This is a genomic window from Geminicoccus roseus DSM 18922 (genome assembly GCF_000427665.1).
In the GTDB taxonomy this organism is placed as follows: Bacteria; Pseudomonadota; Alphaproteobacteria; order Geminicoccales; family Geminicoccaceae; genus Geminicoccus; species Geminicoccus roseus.
On sequence record NZ_KE386572.1, the window covers coordinates 1,672,425 to 1,684,974 of the forward strand.

The window sequence follows — 12,550 nt, forward strand, 5'->3', positions numbered from 1 at the left end:
GGCGCCGGCTCAGTAGTCGTACTTCCACTGCACGCCGAACCCGGTCTGCGAGTCCTCGGTGACCTCGGTCTGCACCGTCACGTTCGGAACCACCTCCACCTCGACCGTGGCCTTGCCCGAACCCGGCGCCACGCCCCGCTCGACCTGGAGGAACACGTCGTCGGACAGGTACTTGCCGGCCTTGACCGTGGCGTCGTCGGCGCCGTCGCCGCCGAAATCCAGCGTGTCGATGCCGAGATTGCTGCGCACGGTGTCCAGCAGGCTGGCGCCACCGCCGCCGCGCAGTTCGTTCAGGGCCGCCGCGAGCTGCAGGCCCTGCACCGGGGTGATCTGCGAGACATCCCGGCCGAACAGGATCGCCGCCATGATCTCGTCCTGCGGCCGTGCCGGCTCGCTGGTGAGTTCCAGGTTGGGATCGGAGGCGCGGCCGGTGACCTTCATGATGCCGGTAAGTGAATCCGCCTCGAACGACGCCTCCAGGTCGATCTCCGGATCGGGCGGCACCGCGCCGTCCAGGGTCACCTTCCCGGTGGTGATGTCGAAGCGCCGATCCAGGAAGTTCAGGAAGCCGCGCTTCACCTCGATCTGGCCGACCACCACCGGCTTGCTGGCGGTCCCCTCGACCTGGATGCTTCCGCCCCATTCGGAATCCAGGCCGCGGCCGCGCACGAAGACCCGCTCCGGCATGTCGACCACGACGTCCAGGTCGACCTCGTACGGCACCGTCGGCCCGCTCCCGCCATTCGCCGCCGGGTCGCTGCCGTCGTCGACCTCGATGACCGGGATGCTGCCGCCGCCCCCGGAGCCGTTGCCGGCGATCGAGACTTCCGCCCGGTTGACCCGGAAGCGGCCCACCACGTCCGCCGCCCTGTTGTTGCCTCGGACCTCCAGGGTGCCGCCCAGCTCCACGAGCAGGTCGTCGCGGTAGAGCGGGCGGAAGTCCGTCATGGTCAGCGAGGTCTGGAACGGGATGCGCGGGCTGCCCAGGTCGATCTGGCCGGTGCCGTCGACCCGCCCGGAGCCCCCGTCGGTCGCGGTCAGCTGCGTGATCCGGATCCGCTGTCCCTCCGCCTGCAGGGTCAGGTTGAGGTTGCGCACCGACGCGCCGCTCGACGTGTCGGCGAACGCGACGTCGTTCAGCTTCAGGCTGCCGCTGGCCCGGGGCTGGGCGATCGTGCCGGTGAAGCGCAGGTCGCTGGTCAGCCTGCCATCGATCCGCTGCCCGTCCAGGGCGGCAAAGCGTGCCACCCGCGCCAGGTCCAGCGAGCCGTCCAGCCCGCCGTCGATCCGCCCGCTCTCGGGCAGGTCGAAGGCGAACGGCTGCAGCGCCAGCTGCAGCGGCGCGTCCACCGTCAGCCGGAGCGGATCGTCGCCCATGCCGCTGAGATCGAGGGTGCCGCTGACGCGCTCTCCGGTGGTCCTGGCGTTCAGGTCCAGGTCCAGGGGCGCACTGGCGGAGCCGGCGACACCCTGCACGCCCAGCCCGCGTCCGGCGGCGCTCAAGGTGATCTGCGGCGCCTTGGTCGTGCCGGCCAGGTCGATCTCGGCGTTCAGGGTACCCATCAGCTGCGGCGCGCCGAATCGTTCCAGCGAGCCCAGCTGCAGGTCGCTCAGGCGCAGCGACCCTTCGGCGCGGTTGCCCGCCAGGAGCGCGTCACCCGCCAGCCGCGCCTCGTCGTAGCGCAGGTCCAGCCCGGACAGCGCCGTCCTCTGCGGGCCGAGCTCGATCCTGGCGTTCTGCTGGAGCTCGAGGGGCCGGTCGGCCAGGCTGCCATCGAGCCTGGTCAGGTCCACGGTGATCGTCTCGCCGCTCCGGCGGATCGTGGTGGCTGCATCCAGCTGAAGCGGGAAGTACGCGTCGCCGCGGGTGGCAAGGGTGACCTTCAGCGCGTCGAGCGGGCCCTGGGCCTGCACGGTGGTGCGGGGAAGATTCACGTCCTGCCGGATGAGGTCCCGGGCAACCAGCCGGGCATCGATCGTCGGCTGGCCGAGCAGGTCGGAAAGGCTCGCCTGCAGGTCCATGCCGCTAAGCTCGATGATCCCGGGCACGGCGATCGAGCTGCCGTTCACCGTGGCGGTGGCCGACTGCCCGGACGAATCGTCCACCCGCAGGTCCAGCTTCACCTGGCCGCGCAGCGCCTGTCCGGTGAGGGGCTGCAATCCGGCCAGCTCCTGGACCCCGCCTGCCAGCCTGCCCGTCGCCGATGGCTTCGCGGTATCGGCGGTGAGTTCGCCATCCAGGCGCAGCCCGCCCGGCCCACGCAGCTGGATGCCGCTCAAGGCGACCAGGCTGTCTTCCTTGCGAAAGCCGGTTTCCAGGGTGAGCGGGGTCTGGTCGGCCATCACCGCCAGGGCCAGCGTTCCTTCGGGAGACGCGATCAGGTCGCGGGCGTTCACATCGGCGGTGACCCGGCCGAGCGGTCGACCGGCAGCCTCCACGTCCTGGCCGGCCAGGTGCAGCTCAGCGGTAGGCTGCGCCAGGTCACCCCCGATCCTGGCGTCGAGGGCCAGGCTGCCGGCGAGTTCGGTCGCGGCTGCGGCCGATGCCTTGGAAAGGTCGGGGACTTCGAGCCGCAGGTCCGCGCTCAAGGCCTGGTCGTCCAGGCCGAACGTCCCGCTGCCGGTCAGGTCGGCGGCTCCGGCCTGCAGCTTCAGGCTCTCCAGGCGAGCCGTGCGCCCGTCGCCCGTCTCGGCGGGGACCACCGCGGCATTGGTGTCCAGCGTCACCTCGTCGCCCACCAGATCGGCGAACTGGTCCGGAAGGCCGGACAGCCCGCCTGCGCGGAACGACAGGCTCGCCACCGGCTGCTCGATCGTGCCGTCGGCATCGACCTGCAGCCTCGCCTGCCCCTGCGGCTCTCCGCCGATCCAGCGCTGCAGGAACCCCAGGTCCTGGGCGTCGCCCTCAAGCTTGGCCTGGACCGCGCCGGTCTGCGGAATGAAGCTGCCGGCGCCGGTCACCTTCGCCGTGGCGGTCTGCACGAGCAGATCGGTCAGCTGAAGGGTACCGTCCGCCTGCCGGGCCGCCTGGGCCTCGATCGACGGCGCGGATCCGAGCAGCGCCTCCAGGTCCTCCGGCAAGCCGCCCAGATCGGCGACATCCAGCGACAGCGCTCCATTTGGAGCCTCCAGCGTCCCGTCCGCGCGCACCGTCAGGTCCACCCGGCCGGACAAGGGCATGCCGGCAAGCTCGGTCAGCGCGCCGAGATCGGCCATGGCGCCATCGATCTGCAGGCCGAGCGGGCCACCATCGAGATCGATCTCGCCCTGGCCATCCAGGGAAATCGCCCGGGTGCTCGCAGACAGGTTGCTCAAGGTGACGTGGCGGCCCCGCTCGACCACCGCATCAGCCTGGACGCGCACCTGGTCGCCCACCAGCGGTTCGAACTCCGGCGGAATGCCTTCGAGATCGCTCATGGTCAGCGTCAGGCCGCTGGTCGCATCGCCGGCGCCGGCTGCGGTCGACGCCAGCTTCAGGTCGAGGGCGGCCATGCCGCCCAGGCCGCGCCACGGCTCGGGCAGGAACGCCGCGAGCTTGGCCAGGGAGGGGACGTTGCCCTGAAGCGTCGCCTCGCCGGCAAGGCTGGCGGTATCCAGGTCGGCATGGCCGTTCAGGGTAGCGCCCAGGCCGGCGGCGTTGAGCGTCTCGATCAGGACATGGCCGTCCCGGTCGGCGGATCCGCTCGCGGCCAGGGTGATCTCGCTGTCCTCGGGCAGCGGCGCATCGGCCAGGTCCAGGCCGACGGCGCGGACCTCCAGCTGGAAGTCGCCACCTTCCAGCGGCTCGCCCAGGGCCGAATTGGCGGCCAGGTTCAGATCGGTGGTGAGCTCGGCCAGCTGCAGGCGATCCATCCCCAGCCGGTCGCCCTGCAGCTCCAGCTTCACCGCCGGGCGGTCATGCGTGCCGCTCAAGGCGATCGTGGCCTGCAGCGCCCCTTCCAGGGGCGTGGCGGCGAGCGTGGAAAGGGGCTCCAGGTCCGGGATGGCGGCGACGATCGAGCCTTCCAGCGCGCCCTGTTCGGCCGGAATGCGCAAGGAGCCGTCCAGCTTCGCCGCGGCCAGCACCGCTTCCAGGCGCTCCAGCGAGATTGAGCCGTCGGGGCCGATCGAGGCGGCCAGCGCCAGGGTCGGCTGTTTGCCCACCAGCGGCCCCACCCCGTCGGGGAGGACGCTCTCCGCGGGACGGACCCGGGCGTCGATCCCGATCGAGGCCTGCTCGGCAACGCCCAGGTGAAGATCGGCGTCGGCCGCGGCCACGTTGGCCAGGTCCAGCGCCAGCTTGCCCTGCCAGTCGTCGAGCGGCCCCTGGCCATGCAGGTCGAGCTTCAGGTCGCCCGCCTGGGGCAGGCCGGTGAGCTTGGCGATCAGGCCGCCGGTCTCGCTGCCGGAAAGGTCGACGTTCAGGCGCCGCGCCGCCAGGTCCACGACGCTGGCCAGCGTCAGGCTCAGATCGTTCTCGTCGATCCGCTGTAGGTCGAGCCTGGTGTCGAGGGTCGAGCCGTCGTCGGCCGCGGCGAGCGAGCCGTTGAGGGTGAGAACGGCGGCCTCGCCCAGGACCGGTTCGGCAAGCTCGATCCGGTCGACCTGCAGGCGATCGACCGACACGGCCGGGATCGAGTTCGGCAGGCTGGCCGGATCGGGCAGGGAGAATGGCTCGGGCGGCGGCTCAGGCGCGGTCGAGACCGGCGTGCGCAGGACCGCGACCCGGCCGGCGCCGACCTCGTCGACGTGGATGCGGCCGCCGAACAGCTGGGTCCAGGCGATCTGCAGGCGCAGGTCCTCGGCTTCGAGCCAGACGCCCTGCTTGTCCGCGACCGTCAGCTTCTCGATCCGCGGCGAGAACGGCAGCCCGCCGCTGAGCCCGGTGATCCGGACCTCGCTGTCGGTGCCGGCGGTCAGTTCCTGGACCTTGCCGGCCAGCCATGCCTGGACCGGACCGAGCTGCACTGCGCCCCACACGACGGCCAGAAGGACCAGCGGCACCGCCAGAACCACACCGATGATCGTCGCGCCGCGACGCAGCCACTTCAACAGACGCCCTCCTTCGGACAAACATTACCACATGGTAACACATCCTGCGTGTGCTACCAGTTATGGCGCTTTGGCGGGATGTCGAGGCGTTCCCGGAGGACGCCGACCCCAGGTTCTAGAAGGCCTGCCCGATGCTGACATAGATCTGGTAGGCGTCGTCGATGCCGCTGCGCGGATCGACCGGCACCGCGACGTCCAGCCGGACCGGCCCGATCGGCGTGTAGTAGCGGGCGCCAAGGCCGGTGCCGACCCGCAGGTCGCCGCCGGAGAACGGCACCGCGTCCTGGAAGGCCGAGCCCGCATCCACGAAGGCGACCAGGCCGATCGTCTCGGTCATCCGCCAGCGCAACTCGGTGTTGATCTCGACCAGGGAGAGGCCGCCGACCGGGTCATTGTTGGAATCGAGCGGGCTGGCCAGCTGGTAGCCGATGCCGCGCACCGAGCCGCCGCCGCCGGCATAGAAGCGCTCGTCCGGCGGCACGTCGTCCAGGTTGTCGGCGGTGATCGTGCCGACGGAACCGCGCAATGCCAGCACGAAGCTGCGGTCCTCGGTCAGCCGGAAATAGTGGCTGTAGGTGCCGCGCGCCTTTACGTACATGGCGCCGGAGCCAAGCGTATCGAAGTACGGTCCCGCGTTCAGGACCAGCCGGCCGCCGGAGGTCGGATCGAGCAGGTCGTCGGTGGTGTCCCAGTCCAGGCTCGCCGGAAACGACAGCAAACCATAGGTTTCCCGCTCTCCCGCCTGCTCGACATTGGACAGCCGGTAGCTGATGCCGAGGGTGCCGACGAGATTGTCGGCCAGTTGCCGCTCGATCGCGGCCCCGATCTGGAAGGAGTCGCTGGTATAGGCCTCGACGTCCTCGTGCTGCAGGGCCGAATCGATCAGCAGGCTCTGGTTGCGCGCCAGGAAGTCCGGCTTGCGGAACTGGCCGCCCAGCAGGTAGCGGTCGGCCGAGATCAGCCCGTTCACGGCGACGCGCTCGCCTGCGCCGAAGAAGTTGCGGTGCTCCCAGGAGGCAGAGACGCCGGGTCCCTCGTCGGTGCGGTAGCTGGCGCCGGCGGCGATTGACCGCGGCGGCCGCTGGGTGGCCTCGAAGGTCACCGGCAGGCGGCCGGTCGGGTCGAGTTGCTCAGGAGTCCGGATCCGGACAGTCGAGAAGAGCTGGGTGTCGATCAGCGACGTCCGGGATTCGGCCAGCAGCCTTGGATCGAAGCGCTCGCCTTCGTGCACCGCCAGCCGCGCGCGCAGGAAATTCTCGTCGATCCCTTCGATGCCGGTGAGCGTGATCTCGCCGAATTCCGCCAGCGGCCCCGGCTCGATGGACAAGGTAAGGTCGAGCGTCCCGGCCGCGCGGTCGATCTGCGCCTGCCGCTGGCCCGTCTTGGCGAAGGGATGTCCCTGCTCGCGAAGGATCCGGACCAGCCGCTGCTCCACGTCCAGGATCTGCTGGGCGTCGACGGGCTCTCCTTCCTTCAGCCCGAGATCGGCCAGCGAAGGGAGCTTCGTTGCGGCAGCGTCCTCACCGGTAGCATCGAGCCGGATCTGCCCGAGCCGGTAGCGCTGGCCAGGGTCGAGGGTGAAGATCAGAACGCGCGGGTCGGGCTCCTCCTCGGCCGTCTCGGGTCCCTCGCCGGTGGGGCCTGGCTCCGCCACGGGCACTCCGTTGGCGGAGGACGTCTCCGCCTCGGGCTCCGCCTCCTCCATCCGCCACCGGACCGTGCCGTCGTAATAGCCCAGCGACTGCATCGCCCGGGTCAGGTTGTCGACATCCTTCAGGGCCCGCTGGGTCAGGACCAGTTCGTCGGCCGGCGGGTCGTCCTCCCCGCGCTTGGCATCCGAGGCCCGCTCCAGCATCGGCGCCAGTTCGTCGCTGATCGGTCCCTCGAACTCCACCTCGTAGGGGATGCCCGGACCGGTCTCCAGCAGCGGCAGGTCATCCTCGCCCTCCTTGCTGCAGGCCGCGAGCAGGAAGACGACACCGGCCGCGGCCACGCGCGGCCAATGGCCCAGAACCCGAGGCGGCCGGCTCACGCGCTGCCCGCCGCCGCTTGGACCGCTTCGCTCGATGCAGGGGCCGCATTGCCGGAATCGCGGATGACGATCTGGCGGGCGGGGTAGGGGAAGGAAATCCCCAGCTCGGCGAAGCGCAGGCGCAGGCGGCGCTGGTACTCGCGCATGATTTCCCACTGGTCGCCCGGCCTCGTCTTGATCCGGGCCTTGATGATCACCGCACTGTCGGCCAGGCGGTCGACGCCGGCGATCTCCAGGGGCTGCACCATCTTCCGGTACCAGGGCCAAGTGAGGCGCATCGTGTCACCAACCTCCCGCATGATCTCCATCGCCTGGTCGACGTTGGTGTCGTAGTCGATCCCGATCTCGAACACCGCGAAGGAGAAGTCACGGGTGAGGTTAGTGACGACATCGATCGAGCCGTAGGGCACGGTGTGCACATCGCCATTATAACTGCGCAATGTCACCGTACGGATACTCAGGGCCTCCACCACGCCTGCCTTGCCACTCAGGTCGACGACATCCCCGACGCGGATCGTGTCGCCGAGCAGGATGAACGACCCGCCGATCACGTCCTGCACCAGCTTCTGCGAGCCGAAGCCGATCGCCAGGCCGATCACGCCGGCGCCGGCCAGCAGCGGGCCTGCATCCACGCCGATCTCCGATAGGACCAGCATCAGGACGATCAGAACGATGAGGGCCAGCAGAAGGTTCCGCACGATCTGCAGCAGGGTCCGGGTCCGGCCGCTGTAGCGCAGGTTGCCGGCCTCGTCCTTGGCCTCGACCGACCGGGTCAGCGCGGCGGTGATCAGCTTCCAGGCCACGGCCGCGGCGATCGCGATGATCACCAGCTTGGCGGCGGTCCGCAGGAACTCGTTGCCGCCACCGCTCACCAGCCAGGGAAACAGTCCCAGGCCCCAGGCTTCCGCCACCACCAGCAGGGCCACCAGCCGGATGGCCAGCGCCAGCCCGCCCCGGGCGGCCGGCCCGAGCTTCTCGATCCGGCCCGGCTCGCCCTCGGCCTTCTCGGCCTCGTCGACCGGATGGTCCGGCCCCTCCGGCGTCGCGGCGGCGGGTTCCACCTCCACCCGCATCAGGATGAGACGGGCGACGATGAAGGCCACGACCGTGACCAGGGTCCCGCGGGCCAGAAGCTGGAAGCCGCCCGGGATCGCCAGCGCCCACACCAAATAGAGCACCACGATCCAGGCGGTCGCGATGACGTGCCAGCCTGCCGCCAGTCGGCCGGGCGTGAGAAAGCGCACCAAGGTGCCGTTGCCGTTCTGGCCGAGCGCGCTGATCCCCCGGGCGATGGGGACGCGCCATTGCTGCACGGTCACGATCGCGAGCAGGGCGAGGATGGCGTAGACGGTGTGGGTGAGAAAGCTGTGCAGCGTCCAGGGCATCCCCAGGATGCGCGCGGTCTCCAGCAGGACGCCGCCCCAGATCGCCAGGAACGCCAGGATGCGCAGGCGGCGGAAGGCGCGCCAGGCGGTGTGGTCCTCGACCGGGAGCACCCGGAAGTTGGCGGTCCGCGGCGCGAACAGGAAGCGTGCGATCACCAGGACCAGCGCGTAGGCCAGCATCCCGAACGCCACGGTGCGCGCGATCTCCCGCACCACGGGATCGCCGGGGCTGAGGCCCAGGGCCAGCAGGACCATGAGGATGAAGACGAACTGGGGTATCGCTCCCAGGACCACGCGCAGGACGCGGCGGGTGAGGCCGTTGGTGGAGCGGTCGGGAACCCCGGTCAGATAGGTTCCGAAATAGCGGCGCACGGCCAGATGCGTGACCAGCATCGCCAGGAGGCCGGCCAGGAACACCATCCCCAGCCAGAACAGCTCGTCCGTCCAGGAACCCTGCCGCCAGCTCTTGCTGACCTGGATCTGCAGCCATTCCACCAGTGCCGGGACGTTGTCGAGGGAGCCGCCCACGTCCAGGAAGACCTCGCTGACCCGGGCCAGCCGGTCGTCCAGCGCGTCCAATCCCTGTTCGAGCGCGGTATCGGGAGCCGGCGCCTCCTGGCTGCGCTGGGCCACCAGGAGCGTGCGCAGCAGTTCGGTCATCTCCGCCCGCTTCGCCGGATCTTCCAGCACCGCGATCGCGTCCTCGATCGACTGGGCGTCGACCGGCTTGGCCGCATCGGCGGAATCGCCCGAGCCATCCAGCCCGGGCAGGGAAGGCGGTGCCTGAGCCATCGCGGCCGGGATGATGCCGGCCACCAGCAAGAACAAGGAGAGCGCCATCCAGGCGTGGCGCGCGCCCAGACGGTGGAATCGGTGGATCGTCGAGGAGCTCATGCCCCGATTTTGGTGCAGTACGTCGCCCGGGGCAACGCCAGGGCGCTTCCGGTCACGAGCCGCCGTCGGCGCCGGTCTGCAGGTACCAGCGCTGATCCTCCTCCAGGCCGAGCGCGCTGAGCATGCCGGTCCAGCAGGCCCCGGTATCGATGCCGATGCGGTGGCGGCGCTCCGTCGGGCGGTCCTCGACCGTGTGGCCATGCACCACGACCTTCGCCAGCTCGTTGTCGTGGCTGAGGAACGGCTCGCGCACCCAGAGCAGGTCCTCGACGCTCTGCTGGTCGAACGGCTTGCTCGGCATGATCCCGGCGTGGACCATGAAATAGTCGCCGATCGAGAACCCCAGCTCCAGGCCGCTCAGGAAGCGGCGGTGCTCGTGCGGGACGCGGCCGCGCATGGCGAGCTGGGCTTCCTTGAAACGGGCTTCCTCGCTTTTCGACGGGTCCATCCGGACCCCGTAGCTCAAGAGGGTGGCGTCGCCGCCATGCTTGTACCAGCTGGGCCCGTAGGCCGGATCCTCCAGGAACTCGCGCAACCACAGGTCGTGGTTTCCGAGCAGGTGGATCGCCTCGAACCCTTCGGGGGGACCGTCGATCAGATGCTGGATGACCTGCCGGCTCTCAGCGCCGCGGTCGACATAGTCGCCGAGATAGACGATCCAGGGCTGGCAGCTGTCGCCGCGGGCATGGTGGTCGGCGGCGATGATCCCCTCCAGCTTCCGGAGCAGGCCCAGGCGCCCATGGACATCGCCGATGGCGTAGATACGGATGCCGCGGGGCAGGCGCGGCGGCCTCCCGCCGACCGAGGGACCGACCGGCCCGGCTTCCTCGCGTTCACGGCTCTTGCGGAACAGCTTTCCCAGCAACGCCGTCTCACCTTGTAGAATTAATGCCGCGGGTCCGGCGGCAGCTTGTTGCCTGGCCACCACAACCGTCGTCCGGAGCATGCCGGAGCGCCCTGCTCCCGCTATAGACGGGGGTGGTGTCGGTTGTCAGCGCCGTCGTCCGATGTCTAAAGAACGTGCGATCGAGATGCACCGGCGGTTGTTCCCCGGACGCTTACTTCAATGCGCTTCCGGTTGATTCTTGCCGGAAGTGACCAAGGGTAGAGGATGGCCCCGATGCGCTGGACGTTGCTGACCACCACGGCCCTGGGTGCCCTTGTCGTGCTGTCGGGCATGGCGTCGGCCCAGGATACCGGTGCGATCGGGGAGGCCCAGCAGGCGCTGGACAACCGGGCCTACCAGATCGGCGGTCAGGAGGTCGATCCGAACGTGGCGGTGCAGGATCGCCCGCGGCCCGACTATGACCCTCTGGGCATCCGGCGTGGCTCCTTCTACTTCTTCCCGAGCATCGACGCCTCGGTCTCGTATGACAGCAACGTCAACGCGACCCAGAACAACGAGAAGGATGACATCATCTTCGGCCTGACCCCGAGGATCAACATGGTCACCGACTGGTCGCGCCACCGGCTCGAAGCTTCCGCCTATCTGAATGCGGCCAAGTATCTGGAACAGGACGAGAACGACTTCACGGATTACGGTCTGGATCTGGGTGGGCGTTACGACGTTTCCTCGGCCGGCGCGTTCCGCGGCGAGATCTCCTACGACCATCTGCACGAGGGCAAGGACGACAACGACCGGATCACGGTCGGTGAGGGCGACGTGGTCGAGTACGACCTGTACTCGGCGACCGGTGGCTACCAGCACCGCTTCAACCGGATCGCCCTGTCCGGCAACCTGGTCTATCGTCTGTACGACTGGGACTCGTTCAACATCGGCGGCGTGACGATCGACCAGGACTACCGCAACCGCCAGGAATACGGCGGCAACCTGCGCCTGACCTACGCCCTGTCGCCGCGGCTGGGCCTGTTCACCCAGGCCGACTACCTGTTCTACAACTACGACAACCCGAGCCCGGGCGGTAACGAGCAGGATTCCGAGAAGTACGGCCTGCGGGTCGGTACCAGCGTCGACTTCACCTCGATCCTGTTCGGCGAGGCCAGCATCGGCTACGTGAAGCAGGCCTACAAGAACGACGCCTTCGACGACGAGGACGGCGTCTCGGCCGATATCGGGCTGACCTGGAACGTGACAACGCTGTCGACGCTGCAGCTCGTCGGCTCCCGCGACTTCCTGCCTTCCAGCACCGGCGGCTCCTCGCGGCTCTCGACCGACATCGCGCTGATCGCTCACCATGAGTTGCTGCGCAACCTGATCCTGAACGGGACGATCGCCTACGAGAACGAGGACTACAAGCAGTCCCCGCTCGAGAAGGACATCTATCAGATCGGGTTCGGCGCGGATTACCTGATCACCCGCAATTTCGCCGCCGGCGCCGAGTATCTCTACAAGGACCAGGATTCGACCGCCCAGGGCGGCGACTACGACAAGCATGTCGTGATGCTGAGGCTGCGCGCGCAGATGTGACGCTGCCGGTGACGCAGGGATTTCCGAATCCTTGCCTAACCGGCATCTCGACCACAAGATGACCGCTGCCCGGGCCGCGCGCGCAGCCCGGCTGGCTGTCTGACCTCGCCTGAATCTGGGACGATCCGCAATGATGCGCTCGATGACCATGAAGCTGGCTCTGCTGGTTCTCTTGGCTCTCACCTCCATCGGCCTGTCCGCCTGTGCCGGCGGGACGTCGACACCCCCCGACGTGGTGGGTTCGGCTGACGCTCCGGAGGTCCTGCCCACCCAGGAATACCAGCTCGGCAGCGGCGACCGGCTGCGCATCATCGTGTTCCGTCATGAGGACCTGTCCGGCGAGTTCCAGCTCGACGGAACCGGCCGCTTCGCGATGCCCCTGGTCGGCACCATCGACGCCAACGGCCTGACCACCCGGGAGCTCGAGGAAGCGATCCAGAAGGCTTACGAGGACGGCCAGTACCTGATCTCCCCGCAGGTCAGCGTCGCCGTCACCAACTTCCGGCCGTTCTACATCACTGGTGAGGTCAATCGTCCGGGCTCCTACGAATATGTCGACGGCATGACCGTCGATCAGGCGATCTCGCTCGCCGGCGGCTTCGGCTACCGGGCGGCGAAGGACGAGATCATGATCAAGCGGGGCGGCTCCGGCGCCCAGAGCGTGATCGTGGGCGGCAACCAGCGCGTGTCGCCGGGCGATATCATCGAAGTCCCCGAGCGCTTCTTCTGACCAGATCCTGATGCCGGCGGCCCGCACCTCGAGGACGGGCCGTCCCTGGA

At 69.0% G+C, this 12,550-nt stretch carries 6 protein-coding genes; 2 read left to right on the forward strand and 4 right to left on the reverse strand.

Annotation, left to right across the window (positions count from 1 at the left end):
- Nucleotides 1–9: 9 nt before the first annotated feature.
- From GEMRO_RS0109030 to GEMRO_RS28605, 4 genes are all read right to left on the reverse strand, one after another.
- Nucleotides 10–5,031, reverse strand: a complete 5,022-nt coding sequence (locus tag GEMRO_RS0109030; protein ID WP_027133722.1) for a translocation/assembly module TamB domain-containing protein — start codon at nucleotides 5,029–5,031, stop codon at nucleotides 10–12.
- A 115-nt stretch (nucleotides 5,032–5,146) separates the two neighbouring features.
- The gene (locus tag GEMRO_RS0109035; protein ID WP_157505519.1) at nucleotides 5,147–7,063 is read right to left on the reverse strand and encodes an autotransporter assembly complex protein TamA; all 1,917 of its coding nucleotides are present in this window, start codon (nucleotides 7,061–7,063) and stop codon (nucleotides 5,147–5,149) included.
- Nucleotides 7,060–9,342, reverse strand: a complete 2,283-nt coding sequence (locus GEMRO_RS0109040; RefSeq protein WP_027133724.1) for a mechanosensitive ion channel domain-containing protein — start codon at nucleotides 9,340–9,342, stop codon at nucleotides 7,060–7,062. The genes GEMRO_RS0109035 and GEMRO_RS0109040 overlap by 4 nt, the downstream gene beginning before the upstream one ends.
- A gap of 52 nt (nucleotides 9,343–9,394) precedes the next feature.
- Nucleotides 9,395–10,207, reverse strand: coding sequence for a metallophosphoesterase (locus tag GEMRO_RS28605; protein ID WP_051328871.1), 813 nt, complete (start codon nucleotides 10,205–10,207; stop codon nucleotides 9,395–9,397).
- A gap of 255 nt (nucleotides 10,208–10,462) precedes the next feature.
- Here GEMRO_RS28605 and GEMRO_RS0109050 point away from each other — a divergent pair, with 255 nt between their 5' ends.
- Nucleotides 10,463–11,770, forward strand: coding sequence for an outer membrane beta-barrel protein (locus GEMRO_RS0109050; protein WP_027133725.1), 1,308 nt, complete (start codon nucleotides 10,463–10,465; stop codon nucleotides 11,768–11,770).
- 142 nt (nucleotides 11,771–11,912) lie between these two features.
- Nucleotides 11,913–12,500: a polysaccharide biosynthesis/export family protein gene (locus tag GEMRO_RS0109055; RefSeq protein WP_027133726.1), complete on the forward strand. Its 588-nt coding sequence runs from the start codon at nucleotides 11,913–11,915 to the stop codon at nucleotides 12,498–12,500.
- Nucleotides 12,501–12,550 lie beyond the last annotated feature (50 nt).

What these genes read in the sequence shown, in the direction of transcription:
- GEMRO_RS0109040 (WP_027133724.1), bottom strand. Translation starts at nt 9,342, where the DNA reads ATGAGCTCCTCGACGATCCACCGATTCCACCGTCTGGGCGCGCGCCAC.
- GEMRO_RS0109055 (WP_027133726.1), top strand. Translation starts at nt 11,913, where the DNA reads ATGACCATGAAGCTGGCTCTGCTGGTTCTCTTGGCTCTCACCTCCATC.
- GEMRO_RS0109050 (WP_027133725.1), top strand. Translation starts at nt 10,463, where the DNA reads ATGCGCTGGACGTTGCTGACCACCACGGCCCTGGGTGCCCTTGTCGTG.